At 59.4% G+C, this 19380-nt stretch carries 17 protein-coding genes; 14 read left to right on the forward strand and 3 right to left on the reverse strand.

Annotated features, from left to right (window positions below):
- The 9 genes from pilW (at position 1) to ACYZTR_RS06195 (ending at position 9767) form a co-directional block, all read left to right on the forward strand.
- Positions 1-759 carry a type IV pilus biogenesis/stability protein PilW gene (gene pilW, locus ACYZTR_RS06155; protein WP_461977278.1) on the forward strand — a complete coding sequence of 253 codons (759 nt, stop codon included), beginning with the start codon at positions 1-3 and terminating at the stop codon, positions 757-759.
- Positions 759-1790: a RodZ domain-containing protein gene (locus tag ACYZTR_RS06160; protein ID WP_461977280.1), complete on the forward strand. Its 1032-nt coding sequence runs from the start codon at positions 759-761 to the stop codon at positions 1788-1790. The genes pilW and ACYZTR_RS06160 overlap by 1 nt, the downstream gene beginning before the upstream one ends.
- A gap of 3 nt (positions 1791-1793) precedes the next feature.
- Positions 1794-2903 (forward strand): flavodoxin-dependent (E)-4-hydroxy-3-methylbut-2-enyl-diphosphate synthase, encoded by a 1110-nt coding sequence (gene ispG, locus ACYZTR_RS06165; RefSeq protein ID WP_461977282.1) that lies wholly within the window; start codon positions 1794-1796, stop codon positions 2901-2903.
- 37 nt (positions 2904-2940) lie between these two features.
- The gene (hisS, locus tag ACYZTR_RS06170; protein ID WP_461977284.1) at positions 2941-4230 is read left to right on the forward strand and encodes a histidine--tRNA ligase; all 1290 of its coding nucleotides are present in this window, start codon (positions 2941-2943) and stop codon (positions 4228-4230) included.
- Positions 4231-4272: 42 nt separating this feature from the next.
- Positions 4273-4914 (forward strand): tetratricopeptide repeat protein, encoded by a 642-nt coding sequence (locus ACYZTR_RS06175; protein WP_282375263.1) that lies wholly within the window; start codon positions 4273-4275, stop codon positions 4912-4914.
- Positions 4907-6058 carry an outer membrane protein assembly factor BamB gene (bamB, locus tag ACYZTR_RS06180; protein WP_449644205.1) on the forward strand — a complete coding sequence of 384 codons (1152 nt, stop codon included), beginning with the start codon at positions 4907-4909 and terminating at the stop codon, positions 6056-6058. The genes ACYZTR_RS06175 and bamB overlap by 8 nt, the downstream gene beginning before the upstream one ends.
- Positions 6059-6198: 140 nt before the next feature.
- Positions 6199-7668 (forward strand): ribosome biogenesis GTPase Der, encoded by a 1470-nt coding sequence (gene der, locus ACYZTR_RS06185; RefSeq protein WP_461977287.1) that lies wholly within the window; start codon positions 6199-6201, stop codon positions 7666-7668.
- A gap of 171 nt (positions 7669-7839) precedes the next feature.
- A complete protein-coding gene (locus tag ACYZTR_RS06190; RefSeq protein WP_461977289.1) occupies positions 7840-8988 on the forward strand; it encodes a pyridoxal phosphate-dependent aminotransferase in 1149 nt (382 codons plus the stop codon).
- Positions 8976-9767, forward strand: coding sequence for an amidohydrolase (locus tag ACYZTR_RS06195; RefSeq protein WP_461977291.1), 792 nt, complete (start codon positions 8976-8978; stop codon positions 9765-9767). Before ACYZTR_RS06190 ends, ACYZTR_RS06195 begins: the two co-directional genes overlap by 13 nt.
- Before the next feature lie 81 nt (positions 9768-9848).
- Here ACYZTR_RS06195 and leuA read toward each other — a convergent pair whose 3' ends face one another.
- Positions 9849-11528, reverse strand: a complete 1680-nt coding sequence (gene leuA, locus ACYZTR_RS06200) for a 2-isopropylmalate synthase (protein WP_461977292.1) — start codon at positions 11526-11528, stop codon at positions 9849-9851.
- A 396-nt stretch (positions 11529-11924) separates the two neighbouring features.
- On the opposite strand from leuA, the gene ACYZTR_RS06205 reads away from it, so the two are divergent.
- Entirely contained in the window at positions 11925-12281 is a 357-nt protein-coding gene (locus ACYZTR_RS06205; protein WP_461977294.1) for a hypothetical protein, read from the forward strand.
- Positions 12282-12417: 136 nt separating this feature from the next.
- On the opposite strand, the gene ACYZTR_RS06210 is transcribed toward ACYZTR_RS06205, so the two are convergent.
- Positions 12418-13239: a peptidoglycan DD-metalloendopeptidase family protein gene (locus tag ACYZTR_RS06210; RefSeq protein ID WP_461977296.1), complete on the reverse strand. Its 822-nt coding sequence runs from the start codon at positions 13237-13239 to the stop codon at positions 12418-12420.
- Between the two features lie 3 nt (positions 13240-13242).
- Positions 13243-14622: an exodeoxyribonuclease VII large subunit gene (xseA, locus tag ACYZTR_RS06215; protein ID WP_461977298.1), complete on the reverse strand. Its 1380-nt coding sequence runs from the start codon at positions 14620-14622 to the stop codon at positions 13243-13245.
- Positions 14623-14716: 94 nt separating this feature from the next.
- On the opposite strand from xseA, the gene ACYZTR_RS06220 reads away from it, so the two are divergent.
- The 4 genes from ACYZTR_RS06220 to guaA all read left to right on the forward strand — a co-directional run bounded on the left by ACYZTR_RS06220 (position 14717) and on the right by guaA (position 19358).
- Entirely contained in the window at positions 14717-15484 is a 768-nt protein-coding gene (locus tag ACYZTR_RS06220) for a sulfite exporter TauE/SafE family protein (protein ID WP_461979598.1), read from the forward strand.
- Between the two features lie 61 nt (positions 15485-15545).
- Complete coding sequence (locus tag ACYZTR_RS06225) at positions 15546-16094, forward strand: sugar ABC transporter ATPase (protein WP_282375273.1); 549 nt, start codon at positions 15546-15548, stop codon at positions 16092-16094.
- A gap of 117 nt (positions 16095-16211) precedes the next feature.
- Positions 16212-17681, forward strand: coding sequence for an IMP dehydrogenase (gene guaB / locus ACYZTR_RS06230; RefSeq protein ID WP_053123503.1), 1470 nt, complete (start codon positions 16212-16214; stop codon positions 17679-17681).
- Positions 17682-17780: 99 nt separating this feature from the next.
- Positions 17781-19358: a glutamine-hydrolyzing GMP synthase gene (guaA, locus tag ACYZTR_RS06235; protein WP_461977300.1), complete on the forward strand. Its 1578-nt coding sequence runs from the start codon at positions 17781-17783 to the stop codon at positions 19356-19358.
- The last annotated feature ends 22 nt before the right edge of the window (positions 19359-19380 follow it).

The following is a 19380-nucleotide window of genomic DNA, read 5'->3' on the forward strand; positions in this document are numbered from 1 at the left end:
ATGTCCCTGCGCTTCGCGCTGCTATTGCTGTTGGCCAGCCTGTGTGCTGGTTGTGTCCTGTCGGGCGATTTCAACCCGATGAAGACCAGCAAGGGCCGCGATGAAGCGCGTGCCGCCTATGTACAGCTGGGCTTGGGCTACTTGCAACAAGGCATGACCGAACGGGCGAAAGTACCGTTGAAGAAAGCGTTGGATCTGAACGACTCGGATCCAGACGCCAATGCTGCGCTGGGTCTGGTGTTTCAAGCCGAGATGGAGCCGGAGCTGGCGGACGAGCATTTTCGCAAGGCGCTGGCTTCGCGCCCCAACGATGCGCGAATCCTGAACAACTACGGAAGTTTCCTTTTCGAAGAGAAACGGTACAAAGAGGCGTATGAGCGCTTTGAACAGGCTGCCGCCGATACCCTGTATCCCGAGCGTTCGCGGGTGTTCGAGAACCTCGGCATGACCGCTTCGAAGCTGGGCCAGCGCGATCTGGCGCAGCAGCAGCTGGAAAAAGCCCTGCGTTTGAATCGCCAGCAGCCACGTGCATTGCTGGAAATGGCTGAGTTGTCCTTCGAAGACAGGCATTATGTGCCCGCGCGTGACTATTACGATCGTTTTAGCCTGCTCACGGAGCAAAATGCACGTAGTCTATTGCTCGGCGTTCGGCTGGCAAAAGTGTTTGAAGATCGCGACAAGGCCGCCAGTTTTGGCCTGCAACTAAAACGACTCTATCCCGGTACGCCGGAATATCAGCAATACCTGTCGGAGCAATGATGAAAGCGGCGCATCCCGAAGTTGTAGCAGCGAATCGCGTTAACCCCGGTGAAACCTTGCGCCAGGCCCGCGAAAGCAATGGCTGGTCGCTGGCTGAAGTGGCCCTCAAGCTCAACCTCACCGTCAATTCCCTGAGCAATCTGGAAGCCGGCGCTTTCGACAAGCTGCCTGGGCATACCTTTGCCCGTGGTTATATTCGCGCGTACGCCAAATTGCTTGGGATGGACCAGACCGTTCTGGTCCAGCAGTTCGACCAATCCACCGGCACCGACTCCCAGGGCAGCAACGTCCATAGCCTGGGGCGTATCGAAGAGCCGGTTCGGGTATCCCACACCATTTTGCGAATTGTCAGCCTGCTGTTGCTGATCGCGGTCATTGGCGGTGGTTTTTTCTGGTGGCAGGATCAAACCTCGCTGCGCACCAAAGACCTGATCAGCCTGAGCCCGGAACACGTTGAAGTCGAAGGCGCTGACGGCACCACCCAGATCCATCCGCTGGACGAGCCGGAAGACCAGGCCGTCGCGCAAGGTCAGGTTGAAGGCGAAACCGCGCTTGCGTTGCCGCAAGCCGAAACTTCGACTGATGCGTCGACCGAAGCTGAAGCAACTGTGCCGACCGCCGCACCGACTGCACCCGCGCCAACACCGGCTGCACCGGCGCACAGCACCGCACCAGTTGTCGCCACTCCGGCAACGCCAGTCCCAGCTATTGCAGCTGTACCGACACAGACTGCAACCGCTTCGGTGACTCCGACCATTCCTGCGCCAGCGGCGGCTGCCCCGATTGCTGGCCAGGGCCAGGTTCAACTGCAATTCACTGCTGATTGCTGGACGCAAGTGAGCGATGGCACCGGCAAGGTATTGTTGAGCGGTCTCAAGCGTAAAGGCGAAAACGTTTCCGTCAGCGGCAAACCACCCTTTTCCGTGCGTCTGGGCTTCGCCCGTGGCGCGCAAGTCAGCTACAACGGGCAGGTGGTTGATATCGCTCCGTTCACCAGTGGCGAGACTGCTCGCCTGAAGTTGGGTCAATAAGTCATGCACGGCGAATCTCCAATCAAACGTCGCGAATCGCGCAAGATCTGGGTCGGTAACGTGCCCGTTGGCGGCGATGCGCCTATCGCTGTGCAGAGCATGACCAACAGCGACACCAATGACGTAGCCGCCACTGTGGCCCAGATCAATCGTCTGGAAGCCGCTGGCGTCGATATCGTGCGCATTTCCGTGCCGGACATGGATGCCGCCGAAGCCTTCGGCAAGATCAAGCAACTGGTCAAGGTGCCACTGGTTGCCGACATTCACTTTGACTACAAGATCGCGCTGCGCGTAGCCGAACTGGGCGTTGACTGCCTGCGGATCAACCCGGGCAATATCGGTCGCGAAGACCGCGTGCGTGCAGTAGTCGATGCCGCCCGTGATCGCGGGATTCCGATTCGCATTGGTGTGAACGCCGGCTCCCTCGAAAAAGACCTGCAAAAGAAATACGGCGAGCCGACCCCGGCTGCACTGGTTGAATCCGCCCTGCGTCACGTCGAGCACCTTGAGCGCCTGAATTTCCAAGACTTCAAGGTCAGCGTCAAAGCCTCCGATGTGTTCATGGCCGTCGCCGCTTACCGTTTGCTGGCCAAGGAAATCGTCCAGCCGCTGCACCTGGGCATCACCGAAGCCGGTGGTTTGCGTTCAGGCACGGTGAAATCCGCCGTGGGCCTCGGTATGCTGCTCGCCGAAGGAATTGGCGATACTATTCGCATCTCGTTGGCGGCCGACCCGGTCGAGGAAGTGAAAGTCGGCTACGACATTCTCAAATCCCTGCACCTGCGTTCCCGTGGCATCAACTTCATCGCCTGCCCAAGCTGCTCGCGGCAGAACTTCGATGTGGTCAAAACCATGAACGAGCTGGAAGGGCGCCTTGAAGACCTGCTGGTGCCGCTGGATGTCGCGGTCATCGGTTGCGTGGTCAACGGGCCGGGCGAAGCCAAGGAAGCCCATATCGGCTTGACCGGCGGCACGCCAAACCTGATTTATATCGACGGCAAGCCGTCGCAGAAACTGTCGAATGACAATCTGGTGGATGAGCTCGAACGCTTGATCCGTCAGAAAGCGGCCGAAAAGGTCGAAGCCGACGCGGCAGTAATCGCCCGCGGCTGAGCCCGACTAAAGAGCCGAACGAATTTAAGGATTTAAAGTGAGTAAGTCTTTGCAAGCCATTCGTGGCATGAACGACATCCTGCCCGAACAGACTCCCCTGTGGCGTCATTTCGAGGGCACTGTCTCGCGTCTGCTGGATAACTACGGTTACAAGCAGATCCGCATGCCCATCGTCGAATTCACCGAGCTGTTCAAACGCTCCATCGGTGAAGTGACCGATATCGTCGAAAAAGAGATGTACACCTTCGACGACCGCAACGGCGATTCCCTGACCCTGCGCCCTGAAGGCACGGCGGCCTGCGTGCGTGCGGTGCTTGAGCACGGCATCACCGGCGGTGGCCAGGTGCAGAAACTCTGGTACATCGGCCCGATGTTCCGTCACGAACGTCCGCAGAAAGGCCGTTATCGCCAGTTCCACCAGATCGGTTGCGAAGTCTTCAACCTGGATGGTCCGGACATCGACGCCGAGCTGATAGTGCTGACCTGGCGCCTGTGGGGCGAGCTGGGCATCCGTGATGCGGTCAAGCTCGAGCTCAATAGCCTGGGCACCGCCGAGTCCCGTGGTCGTTATCGTGAAGCGCTGGTCGAGTTCCTCTCGGCCCGCCTGGACAAGCTGGACGAAGACAGCCAGCGTCGTCTGAAGACCAACCCATTGCGGGTTCTGGATACCAAGAACGCTGACACTCAAGCCGTGCTGGTCGATGCACCGAAAATGGCCGATTACCTCGACGAAGAGTCTCGTGTGCACTTCGAGGGTCTCAAGACTCGCCTGGACACCGCCGGCATTCCTTACGTGATCAACCCGAAGCTGGTACGCGGGCTGGATTACTACAGCAAGACCGTTTTCGAATGGGTCACCGACCAGTTGGGCGCGCAGGGCACCGTGTGTGCCGGCGGTCGTTACGACGGTCTGGTGGAGCAGATGGGCGGCAAGCCGACCCCCGGCGTTGGTTTCGCCATGGGGATCGAGCGCCTGGTGTTGCTGCTTGAAACCCTGGAGCAGATCCCGGAAGAAATTTCCCGTCAGGTCGACGTCTATCTCTGCGCCTTCGGCGAAGCCGCCGAGCTGGCCGGTCTGGCGCTGAGCGAACGTGTTCGTGATCAATTGCCCAACCTGCGCCTGCAAGTCAATGCAGGCGCCGGCAGCTTCAAAAGCCAGTTCAAGAAGGCCGACAAGAGCGGTGCGCTGTACGCGCTGATCCTCGGTGACGACGAAATGGCCCAGCAAGTGGTAGGTTTCAAACCCCTGCGTGGCCAGGGCGAACAACAAAGCATTGCCTGGGATGCGCTTGCTGCACACCTGGCCACCTGCGTCGTGCAGGGTTGAAGCTGTCATAAACAGCCGATTTAGCGATTAAGGAGTATTGGGGTGTCGAGTACCGAAGACGAAAACCTGGCGGATTTGAAGGACTGGTGGACACGCAACGGCAAGCCCCTGGTCACTGGCGGCCTGTTGGCGCTGGTCATCGTGTTCGGCTGGCAGGCTTTTCAAAAGTATCAGAGCAATCAGTCGCAAGGCGCCTCGATGCTCTATCAGCAATTGCTGGAAACCACGCTGACGCCTGACGGCAAGCCTGATGCCGCCCGAGTTTCGGACTTGGCCGGCAAGCTCAACAGCGAGTTCGGCGGCACCGCTTACGCGCAATACGGCAGCCTGTTCGTGGCGAAAGTCGCGGTCGACAGCGGCAAGCTGGATGACGCAGCCATCGAGCTGAAGGCCGTTACCGCCAAACCGGCCAACCCGGCATTGGGCGAAATCGCCCGTCAGCGCCTGGCGCAGGTGCTGGCCGCGCAGAACAAGGCCGATGAAGCCCTGAAACTGCTCGAAGGCGATGCCGACAAAGCATTCCTGGCCACTCGCGAAGAGCTCAAAGGCGATCTGTTGGTGCAATTGGGTCGTACCGACGAAGCGAACACGGCGTATCAAAAAGCCAAGGCGGCACTGTCGGATGAAGCGGCGGTCGGTGGCCTACAAATCAAGCTGGACGACCTGGCCAAAGGGGATGCGTGACGTGATCCGTTGGAAACATGCAGCATTGCTGGCTCTGGCCATTTTGGCCGCGGGTTGCAGCAGCAACAGCAAAAAAGAACTGCCACCGGCCGAGTTGACCGACTTCAAAGAAGAAGTGGTTTTGCAAAAGCAGTGGAGTCGTTCGATCGGTGACGGTCAGGGCAAAACGTACAACATGCTGGTTCCGGCGATCGATGGCGATACCATCTATGCCGCCGACGTCACCGGTGTGGTGATGGCGATGGATCGCAGCAATGGCGACGTCAAATGGAAGAAAGATCTCGAGCTGCCTGTTTCCGGCGCCGTTGGCGTGAGTTACGGTCTGCTCATGATCGGTACGATCAAGGGCGAAATCGTTGCCCTGGACGCCAGCAGCGGTGAAGAGAAATGGCGCGCTCGCGTGTCCAGTGAAGTCCTCGCGCCGCCGGTCAGCAACGGTGACGTGGTGGTGGTTCAGACTCAGGATGACCGTCTGATCGGTCTGGATGCCGCTACCGGCAACCAGCGCTGGTTGTATGACAGCACTCCAGCCGTATTGACCCTGCGCGGTACCAGTGCGCCGATCGTCACCAACCGCCTCGCGGTGGCTGGCCTGTCGACCGGTAAAGTGGTCGCTCTCGATATCTCCAACGGCGTGCCGGTATGGGAACAACGTGTAGCGATTCCACAAGGTCGTTCGGAACTGGAGCGCGTTGTCGATATCGACGGTGGCTTGCTGCTGTCCGGCGGTACGCTGTATGTCGCCAGCTATCAGGGTCGCGTTGCGGCACTGGATCTGGAAAGTGGTCGTCAGCTCTGGCAGCGGGATGCTTCCAGCTATGCCGGTGTCGCCCAGGGTTTTGGCAGCGTTTACGTGAGCCTGTCTTCGGGCACCGTTGAAGGCGTCGACGAACGTTCCACCACAGCTTTGTGGAGCAACGATTCGCTGGCCCGTCGTCAACTGTCGGCTCCGGAAGTGTTCTCCAGCTATGTTGCAGTCGGTGATATGGAAGGCTACCTGCATCTGCTGAGCCAGGTTGACGGTCGTTTCGTCGGCCGCGAGCGCATTGACAGCGACGGCCTGCGTGCCCGTCCGCTGGTAGTGGGTGACACGATTTATCTGTATGGCAACAGCGGCAAACTGGAAGCCCTGACCATTAAGTAAAGCTTTGACTATGCTTGGGGTTAGTTCCCCAAGCGGCCCCGTTCTGCGGGGCTCGCAGCGCTCACAGGCGCTGCCCCGAGCACCAGCCGCTGCCTCGCAGCGGCTTTTGTATTTTCTGAAATAACGAAGTGGAGAGCCGCATGGTTCCCGTAATCGCCCTGGTGGGCCGACCGAACGTCGGCAAGTCCACCTTGTTCAACCGCCTGACCAGGACTCGCGACGCCATCGTCGGCGACTTGTCCGGTCTGACCCGTGATCGCCAATACGGTGAGGCCAAGTGGCAAGGGCGTTCCTACATTCTGGTCGACACCGGCGGTATCTCCGGTGACGAGCACGGTATGGACGAAAAAATGGCCGAGCAGTCGCTGCTGGCCATTGAAGAAGCGGATGTCGTTCTGTTCCTGGTAGATGCCAAGGCTGGTTTTACCGCCGCCGACCAGATGATCGCCGAGCATTTGCGCAAACGTAACAAGCGTTCTTACGTGGTTGCCAACAAGGTCGACAACATCGACCCTGAAATGGCCCGCGCCGAGTTCGCCCCGTTGGGCATGGGCCACGCGATTCCGATCGCCGGTGCCCACGGTCGTGGCATCACCCAGATGCTGGAAATCGCCCTGAGCAACTTCCCGAAAGACGATGACGAGCTAGAAGAAGGCGAGGAAGAGATCGTTGCCGAAGGCGAGGAAGCCAAGCGCATTCCTGGTCCGAGCGAAAAAGACGGGATCAAGATCGCCATCATCGGCCGCCCGAACGTCGGCAAGTCGACGCTGGTCAATCGCATGCTCGGTGAAGACCGGGTAATCGTTTATGACGAGCCCGGCACCACCCGCGACAGTATCTACATCCCGTTCGAGCGTAACGACGAGAAGTACACGCTGATCGACACCGCTGGTGTGCGCAAGCGCGGCAAGATCCACGAAGAAGTCGAAAAATTCTCCGTGGTCAAAACCTTGCAAGCGATCAAAGACGCCAACGTGGTGATCTTTGTGATGGACGCCCGCGAAGGCGTGGTCGACCACGACCTCAACCTGCTGGGCTTCGCCATTGAGTCGGGTCGTGCGCTGGTGATCGCGATCAACAAGTGGGACGGCATGACGCCGAGCGAGCGCGACTTCGTGAAGGTCGAGCTGCAGCGTCGACTGTTCTTCGTTGACTACGCCGACATTCACTTCATCTCGGCCCTGCACGGCACGGGCGTGGGCAACCTCTACGCCTCCGTACAGAACTCGTTCAAGTCTGCGGTCACCCGCTGGCCAACCAACCGCCTGACCACGATTCTGGAAGATGCGGTCGGTGAGCACGCGCCGCCGATGGTCAACAACCGCCGGATCAAGCTGCGTTATGCCCACTTGGGTGGCGCGAACCCGCCGATCATCGTGATTCACGGTAACCAGATCGAGAAGGTGCCGAAGTCTTACGTGCGTTATCTGGAAAACACTTACCGTCGTGTCTTGAAGCTGGTCGGTACGCCGATCCGCATCGAGTTCAAGGGCGGCGAGAACCCGTACGAAGGCAACAAGAACTCGCTCACTGACCGTCAGGTCAACAAGAAGCGTCGCATGATGTCGCACCACAAGAAAGCCGACAAGAAGCGTAGAGACAAGCGCTGATTCAGTGATCGTTCCCACGCTCTGCGTGGGAATGCAGCCTCGGACGCTCTGCGTCCAAGTCGGTGAAGTAGAGAGGGTGCCAGTGGCGCCCTTTTTCATGCCTGTGGTTTGGGCTATTCTCGGACTCTCCCGCGCCGTCGTTAGCGCCGGGTGTAGAGCAGGGAATCACCGATGATCACCAGTAAGCTGCCGAATGTCGGCATCACTATCTTCACTCAGATGTCTCAGCTCGCGGCGCAAACCGGGGCGCTGAATCTGTCCCAGGGTTTTCCCGATTTCGATGCCCCGCAGGCCCTGTGCGATGCGGTCGGGCGGCATATCGCCAATGGCCACAATCAGTATTCGCCGATGACCGGCTTGCCGGCATTGCGTCAGCAAATTGCGGCGAAGATCACCCGCAGCTACGGCGTCAATGTGGATGCCGACCATGAAGTGACGGTCACTCCCGGCGCCACTCAAGCGATCTTCTGTGCGATTCAGGCAATTATCCATAGCGGCGACGAAGTGATCGTGTTCGATCCGTGCTACGACAGCTACGAGCCGTCGGTGGAACTGGCGGGTGGTCGTTGCGTCCATGTGCAACTCGGTTTGAATGACTTTGCCATCGACTTTCAGAAGCTTGCCGAAGCGATTACGCCGCGCACCCGGATGATCGTTCTCAACTCTCCGCACAACCCAAGCGGCGCGCTGATCAGTCGTGCCGAACTGGATCAGATGGCGGCGTTGATTCGCGATCGCGACATCTACATCGTCAGCGACGAAGTCTACGAACATCTGGTCTTCGACGGCGTGCCTCACGTCAGCGTGCTGAATCACGAAGAGCTGTATCAACGCGCCTTCGTCGTCAGTTCTTTCGGCAAGACCTACCACGTCACTGGCTGGAAAACCGGCTACGTGGTCGCGCCGCCGGCCCTCACCGCCGAGCTGCGCAAGGTTCACCAATACGTCAGTTTCTGCGGCGTGACGCCGCTGCAATATGCCTTGGCTGACTACATGGCCGAGCACCCGGAACACGTCGAGGAACTGCCGGCGTTCTATCAGGCCAAGCGCGATCTGTTCTGCGATCTGCTGACGCCGTCGCGCTTCAGCTTCACCCGAGTGGCCGGTACGTATTTCCAATTGGTCGATTACTCGCAGATCCGTCCGGACCTCGACGATGTCGAGATGGCGTTGTGGATGACCCGTGAGCATGGCGTGGCGAGCATCCCGATCTCGGTGTTCTACCAGACACCACCCGAAGGCCAGCGCCTGGTGCGCCTGTGCTTCGCCAAACGTGAGGAGACCCTGCGTGAAGCAGCGGGAAAACTATGCGTGATCTGAGCGCGCTACCCAATCTGAACATTGCACTGATCCAGACCACCCTGGCCTGGCATGATCGTCAGGCCAATCTGGAGCATTTCGAGCAATTGCTGGAACAGGCTCGCGGCGCTGACCTGATCATTCTGCCGGAGATGTTCACCACCGGTTTTTCCATGGAGTCGGAAACGCTCGCCGAGTCGGAAAATGGTCCGACCAGCAAATGGCTGCGGGTTCAGGCAGCGAAACTGAATGCGGTGATCACCGGCAGCGTGATCGTCCAGGCGGCTGACGGCAGCCATCGCAATCGTCTGTTGTGGGCGCGGCCGGACGGGGAGGTGTGGCACTACGACAAGCGCCATCTGTTTCGCATGGCCGGTGAGCACAATCACTACACGCCCGGCGAGCGCCAGGTGCAGTTCGAGCTCAAGGGCTGGCGAGTGCGGCCACTGATTTGCTACGACCTGCGCTTCCCGGTCTGGAGCCGCGACGCTCAGGACACCGACCTGTTGCTGTACACCGCCAATTGGCCGGGTGCACGGCGTCAGCACTGGAACCGTTTGCTGCCAGCGCGGGCGATCGAAAACCTCTGCTACGTGGCGGCGGTGAATCGGATCGGCACTGACGGTAAAGGCTTCGCGTATACCGGTGACAGTCAGGTGTTGGATTTTCAGGGTGAAACATTGCTCAGCGCTGGTGAAGCGGATGGGGTGTTTCAGGTGGTGCTGGATGCTGCAGAGTTGGCGGCTTACCGCACGCGTTTTCCGGCGAATCTGGATGCGGATACCTTTGAGTTCACGTAGCCGATCGTTCCCACGCTCCGCGTGGGAACGATCAAGGCCCCGAGGTTCTCACCCCGGGGCCTTTTGCATTTCAGCGAAGGCTTACGCCGCTTTCGCTTCCGGCTGGCTCAGCGAGCGGTTCAGTGCGCTGAACAGGGCCTTGAAGCTGGCGGTGGTGATGTTTTCATCGATACCGACGCCATGCACTGCACGTTCACCGTTCACGCGCAGTTCAATGTAGGCCGCCGCCTTGGCATTGGTGCCCGCGCCGATCGCGTGTTCGTTGTAGTCCATGATTTCCACCGGAATCGGCAGGCCGGCCACCAGCGCTTCCAGGGCACCGTTGCCCTTGCCACGCCAGTGCAGGTTGGTTTCACCCTGACCTTTGCTGGAGACTTCCACTTCTACGGCGCTATGACCGTTTTCTTCCTGCAGGCGATGGCTGACCAGCGCGTAAGGCGTGTTGGCCTGCAAGTACTCGCTGTGCAGCAACGCGTGGATCTGCTTGGCGGTCATCTCCAGGCCAAGGCGATCGGTTTCACGCTGCACCACCTGGCTGAACTCGATCTGCATGCGACGCGGCAAGCTGATGCCGTATTCCTGTTCCAGCAGGTAGGCGATACCGCCCTTGCCCGACTGGCTGTTGACGCGGATCACCGCCTCGTAGCTGCGGCCGATGTCGGCCGGGTCGATCGGCAAGTACGGCACTTCCCACAGAGCGTCCGGTTTCTGCTGGGCGAAGCCCTTGCGGATGGCGTCCTGGTGGGAGCCGGAGAACGCAGTGTGAACCAGGTCGCCGACGTACGGGTGACGTGGGTGCACTTGGATCTGGTTGCATTCTTCGACGACTTTACGCACGCCGTCGATGTCGGAGAAGTCCAGCTCAGGGTGAATGCCCTGGGTGTAGAGGTTCAATGCCACGGTCACGAGATCGACGTTACCGGTGCGCTCGCCGTTGCCGAACAGGCAGCCTTCGACACGGTCCGCGCCGGCCATCAGGCCCAGTTCGGTGGCGGCAACACCCGTGCCACGGTCGTTGTGGGTGTGCAGGCTGATGATCACGCTGTCACGACGGTTGATGTGACGGCCGAACCATTCGATCTGGTCGGCATAGATGTTCGGGGTCGCGCATTCGACGGTGGCCGGCAGGTTGAGGATCACCTTGTGCTCAGGCGTCGGGTTCCAGACTTCGATCACCGCGTCGCAGACTTCCTTGGCGAATTCCAGTTCGGTGGCGCTGAAGGTTTCTGGCGAGTATTCGAAGGTCCACTCAGTGTTTGGCTGCTGGGCGGCGTATTTGACGAACAGCTTGGCCGCGTTCACGGCGATGGCCTTGACCCCTTCCTTGTCCTGGTTGAAGACAATGCGGCGGAAGGACGGGGAGGTGGCGTTGTACAGGTGAACGATGGCTTTCTTCGCTCCGCGCAGGGATTCGAAGGTGCGCTCGATCAAATCTTCACGGCCCTGGGTCAGCACCTGAATGGTGGTGTCGTCCGGGATGTGGTTGCCTTCAATCAAGGTACGCACGAAGTCGAAGTCGGTTTGCGAAGCCGCCGGGAACGACGCTTCGATTTCTTTTACGCCGACCTGAACCAGGGTTTTCCAGAAACGCAGCTTCTTGACCGCGTCCATTGGCTCGATCAGCGACTGGTTACCGTCACGAAGGTCGGAGCTGCACCAGATCGGCGCGGCGGTAATGGTCTTCGACGGCCAGGTGCGGTCCGGGATGTCGATAGTCGCAAACGCGCGGTATTTCGAAGACGGGTCTTTGAGCATGCTCATCGGGAAATCCTTATTGTGTGGGCCGAAAAAAGGCGGCCTGCCGGTGGATCAAATGTTCTTGGGAAAAGCGTAGGGCGAGGCACCGCAAATTCAGCCCGGCAGTCGTGCACTGACAAGGCACAGGCTGCGGTGCTGGCGAAGCTGGATGAGGGTGTGAGAGGTTTTCATGTCTTCAACCCTAACCGCGAGGGTGAAGGATGGCAAGCGGTCGAAAAAAATTGAGAGGAATACCTGAAAAAGCCAGATTGTCGCGATTTTATTGTTCTGAAAGAGGGCGATTGTTTGGATGTTTGCGCGAGGGTTGAACGATGCGCAATTGAAAGTTGGCGGCCGCAGTTCGGTCGGGGCGGCTATTCTTAAACATTCAACAGGACTACTGACAGGCAGGAGTCGGTGATGAATGAGTCAGATTGGAAGCTTTATAGCGCGTTGCGTCCGTTGGCCCATGAGCGCCTGTGTATCCGCATCATGGAGGAGGTCGAGCGTACGGTGCTGGATAAAAGTCTGGTGCCTTATGAGCGGATAGAAGCCAGCGAAGAAATGCTGAAAGCCGGGCAAAAAGAGCTGTATTGGGCGTTTGGTGTTTTCAGGTTCTCACGACATGAGGCCTGCTCTCACTTGCTCGGGCTGTGTGCCCGAGAGTTGATTACGCCTGAGGAATTGACCGGCTTCTCAGAGGACACCCAAGTCTGGATCAAACACTGTCTGGCGGACCGGGAGGTCCATGGGATTGAAGACCTGGAGGCTGAATAAGCGGCGCCAATGATGCCCTCATCGCGAGCAAGCTCGCTCCCACAGTTGATCGGTGTGAACACAGATCCAGTGTGCGCCGACAATCTAATGTGGGAGTGAGCTTGCTCGCGATGAGGCCAGTAGCCTTGCTCAACGACTAAGGCTGAAATGCACCTATAAAGATGGCTGGATCAACCCGCGCATCATTCAGGCTGACGTTCCAGTGCATGTGCGGCCCGGTCGCGCGCCCGGTGGAACCGACTTTCCCGACCACTCCACCACGGGCCAATGGCTGGCCAACCGTCACGTCGATTTTCGACAGGTGGCAGAACATGCTGATAAAGCCCTGGCCGTGATCGACAAACACCGTGTTGCCGTTGAAGAAGTAGTTCCCGATCAGGATCACTTTGCCAGCGGCTGGCGTCTTGATCGGCGTGCCGGCAGGCACGGCGAAGTCGAGTCCTGCATGCGGATTGCGCTCCTCACCATTAAAGAAGCGGCGCACGCCGAACTTGCTCGACAGCGGCCCGTTGACCGGTTTGTCCAGCAGCAGGTTGCTCGGGGTGTTCGGGCTAAAGGTGCGGTAGGCCTGAATCTGCTCGGCCAGTTCGCCTTCGATGCGCTTGAGATTCTCCGGGTTCGGATTGACCTGCTGCGTATTCTTCAGGGTGATGTGCTGTTCCGGGTATTTCTTGCTGCCGACCGTGAAACTCAGATTACGACCGCCGCTACTGACCTGCTGCGTGCCCGGTTTAACCGTCAGCGGCACGCCAACAATCGCCAGCCAATTGTTCTGTTCCTTGACCACCAACACCGGTTTGCCTTGGTAACTGGCTTTCGGCGCCTGCGCAGCGGCGCCCAGGTCCACTACGGCCACGCCGCCCGGCACCGGTTTGTTCAACAGGCGGGTGATGTAACTGTCGGCGTGGGCGTTGAAGGTCAGGCAGAGCAACAGCAGCGGAGCAAAAAAACGCGGCATGGATCAATCCAGTAAAGAAAGGGTGACAGGTGTCAGGTGATTGTCTTCGACCCGCACTTGCAGTTCGCCGTTGCCGAGTTTGGCTTTCAGGCGCTGACCCGTGTGGGTTTGCTCGGCGCTGCGAATCGCGTTGCCGCGTTCATCCAATAGAATGCTGTAGCCACGGGCAAGGGTTGCAAGAGGGCTGACCACATGCAGCGTCTGCATCTGGCTTTGCAGTTGCAGGCGACGGGATTTCAGAGCTTCGCGCATGGCACGGGGCAGGCGTTCGGCAACGTTGTCGAGGCGCTGACGAAGCATCGCCAGTTGCCGACCGGGATGTTGCCCGGCGAGGCGAGTTTCCAGGCGGATCAGCCGTTCGCGGCGGGTATTGAGGCTGCGTTCGAACGCGCGGCGCATGTGCATGTCCAGGTCATCAAGGCGTTGCGCTTGCTGGCGCAGACGTTCGCCGGGATGACGAAGGCGACGAGACATGCCTTCCAGGCGCAGTCGATCACGCATCAAACGGTCGCGCATGCGCATCACTAGGCGACGATGCAGGCTGTCGACCCGACGGACCAGGTCGCTGGAATCCGGCGCGAGCAGTTCGGCGGCGGCGGAAGGCGTCGGGGCGCGAACGTCGGCCACGAAGTCGCTGATCGACACGTCGGTTTCATGGCCGACGGCGCTGACAATTGGCGTCACGCAAGCATCCACGGCGCGGGCCACGGCTTCTTCGTTGAAGCACCAGAGGTCTTCCAGCGAACCGCCGCCACGGGCCAGGATCAGCGCGTCGAAACCGCGGGCGTCCGCCAGTTTCAGCGCGCGGACAATCTGCGCGGTGGCTTCGCGACCCTGCACGGCAGTGGGGATCAGCGTCAGCTGCACTTGCGGCGCGCGGCGGCGGAATACGCTGATGATGTCGCGGATCACCGCGCCGGTGGGCGAGCTGATGATGCCGATGCGTTGCGGATGCGCCGGCAGCGGTACTTTGCGCTCGGCACTGAACAGGCCTTCGGCGCTGAGTTTTTCCTTCAACGCATCGAAGGCCAAACGCAGCGCACCGTCACCGGCCGGCTCCACGGTATCGAGGATCAACTGATAGTCGCCGCGGCCCTCGAACAGCGAAACCTTGCCGCGGACCTTGACCGCCAGACCATCCTTCAACGCCTGACGCACCCGCGCCGCGTTCTGCCGGAACAGTGCGCAACGCACCTGGGCACCGCTGTCCTTGAGGGTGAAATACACATGACCGGACGCCGGACGGGCGAGGTTGGAGATTTCGCCTTCGACCCAGATGTTGCTGAACACGTCTTCGAGCAACACCCGCGCGCGGCCGTTGAGCTGGCTGACAGTCAGGACTTCACGGTCCAGGCCGAGTCTTGCAAAGGGATCTTTAATCATGGGGCGCAGTTTAAAGGCATTCGACGATCAATCTCCATGAGTCAAAAGAAATCCCCTAGGATTCAGCGCTAGGGATTTGGGAGTGACTGAGGAGATGAGCGTGCTTGAGTTGTTGAACCAATGGCCATTCGGCGCTACGGATTGGCTGATGATCGGGTTGGGCATCGCCCTGGCCTACATCGTGTTCGGTATTGCCGGTTTCGGCACCGCGTTGGTGGCGGGGCCGATTCTGATCCTGTTCATGCCGCTGTCGAAGATCGTGCCGCTGCTGGTGCTGCTGGATTTCGTCGCAGCGTTCGGCAATCTGCTGCCTTCGCGACGGGATGTGGCGAAGCCTGAGTTGTTGCGGCTGCTGCCGTGCATGGCTGTGGGCTGCACGCTAGGGGTTATTTTTCTACTGAATCTGAAATCCGATGTGTTGTTGCTGTTGATGGGGCTGTTTATCAGCACTTACGCGATTTACAGCTTGTGGGTCAAAACCCGGCCGACGCTATTGTCCGCCGGCTGGGCCGTGCCGATGGGCACGGTAGGCGGGATGTTCGGGGCGTTGTTTGGCAGTGGCGGCTTTTTATATGCGATCTATTTGAACAGTCGGTTACCCAAAGAGGCGGCGCGGGCGACCCAGAGTGCGCTGATCAGTTGCAGCACCGTGGTGCGCTTGAGCCTGTTTGCTGTCGCGGGTGTGTATGCCGAGCTACCCTTGTTGGTATTGGCGCTGTGTTTGTTGCCGGCCATGGCGCTGGGGTTGTGGATTGGCCGGCGGTTGACCATGAGATTGTCCCGCGAGGCGTTCGTGCGGCTGGTGACCTGGTTGGTGCTGGCCAGTGGAATTGCCTTGATCGGGCGTTATTTGAGTGCTTGACCTCTGAAGCCGGGTGCTTAAGCTGCCGGACTTCTTTAAAGCGTTCGCAGCAGGCCGCACCATGAATTCGCAAAGCATCATCGTCCCGAAAATCTCCACACTGCCGGTGCACGAACCCCGGGCCCGGGCGGTCGTGCGTTGGCTGGTGCGCAAGAACATCATCAAGGAAGAGCTGACTACCTGCGGCCGCACCGGCAACCGCATGGCTCATGCCATCGGCGACGGTGCCCGCGCTGTAGTACTGCACCCGGAAGCGCTGCCGTTCGGCGAACCGATCAATGGCCTGGAAATCATCACCAAGCGCTGCATCTATACGCCGGCCAAGGGTTTTCTTGAAGAGGCGGGCTGCGCCGAGTGCCGCAAGGAAGTCGGCGAAGCGCTGTTCGACAGCCTGGAAGAGTGGATGCCGGGGCGCACCGATAACTTCACCTGTCCGGAATGCGGGCATGAAGATGACATCAACGGCTTTCTTTTTCTGCAGGAATGCGGGTTTTCCAACCTGGGTTTTATCTTCAACAATTGGGCAGAGGCCGGGTTCAAGCAGAGCTTTATCGACGAGTTTGCCGATTGGCTTGATCAGCCTGTCAGTTGGGTGAAAGTCGAGCTGTAGGAAGCGACAATCCCCGTATATCAGTAATGCTAATAATAGACAGAGTTTTACGTTGAACCCGAGGGGGTGTCTGACTATAATGGCGCGCTTCCATTTTCCCGCTCGGGAGCCCCCGCGATGCTGCGTATCAGCCAAGAAGCTCTGACATTCGACGACATTCTCCTAGTGCCCGGTTATTCCGAGGTGCTTCCTAACGAAGTCAGTCTCAAGACCCGCCTAACCCGTGGCATCGAGCTGAATATTCCTCTGGTTTCTGCCGCCATGGACACCGTCACTGAAGCCCGTCTGGCAATCGCCATGGCTCAGGAAGGTGGCATCGGCATCATCCACAAAAACATGACCATCGAGCAGCAAGCTGCCGAAGTGCGCAAGGTCAAGCGTTACGAAGCCGGCGTGGTCAAGGACCCGATCACCATCGAGGCTGACGCCACGGTTCGTGAACTGTTCGAACTGACCCGCCTGCACAACATTTCCGGCGTTCCCGTGCTGCACGATGGCGACCTGGTCGGTATCGTCACTTCCCGTGACGTGCGCTTCGAAAACCGTCTTGAAGCCACTGTCCGTGAAGTGATGACGCCTAAAGAGCGTCTGGTCACGGTCAAGGAAGGCGCCGACAAGAACGACGTCCGCGAGCTGTTGCACAAAAACCGCATTGAACGCGTGCTGATCGTCGACGACAAATTTGCCCTCAAAGGCATGATGACCGTCAACGACATCGAAAAAGCCAAGGCTTACCCGCTGGCCAGCAAGGACGATCAAGGTCGTCTGCGTGTTGGCGCTGCAGTCGGTACCGGTAAAGACACCGGTGATCGCGTCGCTGCCCTGGTCAATGCCGGCGTTGACGTGGTGGTGGTCGACACCGCTCACGGTCATTCCAAAGGTGTGATCGACCGCGTTCGCTGGGTCAAGCAGAACTTCCCTGAAGTGCAGGTCATCGGCGGCAACATCGCCACCGGCGCTGCCGCCAAGGCTTTGGCCGAAGCAGGCGCCGATGCGGTCAAGGTCGGTATCGGCCCTGGCTCGATCTGCACCACCCGTATCGTTGCCGGTGTCGGTGTCCCGCAAATCAGTGCTATCGCCAACGTTGCCGCTGCCCTTGAAGGCACAGGCGTTCCGTTGATCGCCGACGGCGGCATCCGTTTCTCCGGTGACCTGTCCAAGGCCATCGTTGCCGGTGCTTCCTGCGTGATGATGGGCTCGATGTTCGCCGGTACTGAAGAAGCGCCAGGCGAGATCGAATTGTTCCAGGGTCGTTCGTACAAGGCTTACCGCGGCATGGGTTCGCTGGGCGCCATGTCCCAGGCTCAAGGCTCTTCCGACCGTTACTTCCAGGACTCCTCGGCAGGCGCCGAGAAACTGGTTCCAGAAGGTATTGAAGGGCGTGTTCCTTACAAGGGCACCTTGAGCGCCATCATCCATCAACTGATGGGCGGCCTGCGTTCCTCGATGGGTTACACCGGCAGCGCCGACATCGAAGAAATGCGCACCAAGCCAGAGTTCGTGCGGATCACCGGTGCCGGCATGGCCGAGTCCCACGTTCACGACGTACAAATCACCAAAGAAGCGCCAAACTACCGCGTAGGTTGAGGCTTCAAGCTAAAAGTTAAGTAACCGGGGCTGTTTTATTCAGCCCCGAGTTGTTTCTGAATCACGACTGTTTCTGAATTACTTAGACGAGACTGAATCATGGCCCTCGACATTCACGCTCACCGCATCCTGATCCTCGACTTCGGTTCCCAGTACACCCAGCTGATTGCCCGCCGCGTGCGTGAAATCGGCGTGTACTGCGAACTGCATCCGTTCGACATGGACGACGAAGCGATCCGCGAATTCGCGCCGAAAGGGATCATCCTCGCCGGCGGCCCCGAGTCCGTACACGTCGCCGACAGCCCGCGCGCACCGCAAGCCGTGTTCGACCTGGGTGTGCCGGTCTTCGGTATCTGCTACGGCATGCAGACGATGGCTGAACAGCTGGGTGGCAAGGTTGAAGGTTCCGAGCTGCGTGAGTTCGGTTACGCCCGTGTCGACGTGGTCGGCAAGAGCCGCCTGCTCGACGGCATCGAAGACCACATCGACGCCGACGGCCTGTTCGGCCTTGACGTGTGGATGAGCCACGGTGACAAAGTCACCAAGATGCCGCAGGAATTCCACATCCTGGCCAGCACCCCGAGCTGCCCGATTGCCGGTATGTTCGACGACGCTCGCGGCTACTACGGCGTGCAGTTCCACCCGGAAGTGACTCACACCAAGCAAGGCGGTCGCATCCTGTCGCGCTTCATCCTCGACATCTGCGGCTGCGAAGCCCTGTGGACGCCTTCGAAAATCGCTGAAGACGCCATCGCCAACATTCGCGCCCAGGTCGGTACCGACAACGTATTGCTCGGCCTGTCCGGCGGCGTTGATTCCTCGGTAGTTGCCGCGCTCCTGCACAAAGCCATTGGCGACCAACTGACCTGCGTCTTCGTCGACAACGGCTTGCTGCGTCTGCACGAAGGCGAGCAAGTGATGGCCATGTTCGCCGAGAACATGGGCGTCAAAGTGATCCGCGCCAATGCTGCCGACCAGTTCCTCGATAACCTGGCAGGCGAGTCGGACCCCGAGAAGAAGCGTAAAATCATCGGCCGTACCTTCATCGACGTATTCGATGCCCAGTCCAACAAACTGGACAACATCAAGTACCTCGCGCAAGGCACCATCTACCCGGACGTGATCGAGTCGGCTGGCGCCAAGAGCGGCAAGGCTCACGTGATCAAGTCGCACCACAACGTGGGTGGCCTGCCGGAAGAAATGAACCTCAAGCTGGTTGAACCCCTGCGCGAGCTGTTCAAGGACGAAGTCCGTCGTCTGGGCCTCGAACTCGGCCTGCCGTACGACATGGTTTACCGTCACCCGTTCCCGGGCCCGGGCCTGGGCGTGCGGATCCTCGGTGAAGTGAAGAAGGAATACGCCGACCTGCTGCGTCGCGCCGACCACATCTTCATCGAAGAACTGCGCAAGGCCGACTGGTATCACAAAGTCAGCCAAGCCTTCGTGGTGTTCCAGCCGGTGAAATCGGTTGGCGTCGTTGGCGATGGCCGTCGCTACGCCTGGGTCGTTGCTCTGCGTGCCGTGGAAACCATCGACTTCATGACTGCGCGTTGGGCTCACCTGCCTTACGAACTGCTGGAAACCGTCAGCGGCCGCATCATCAATGAAATCGAAGGCATCTCCCGCGTCACGTACGACGTGTCGAGCAAGCCGCCAGCGACCATTGAGTGGGAATGATCCCACGCAGGCTGTGATGGCT

This window comes from Pseudomonas sp. Hz4, from assembly GCF_054898165.1.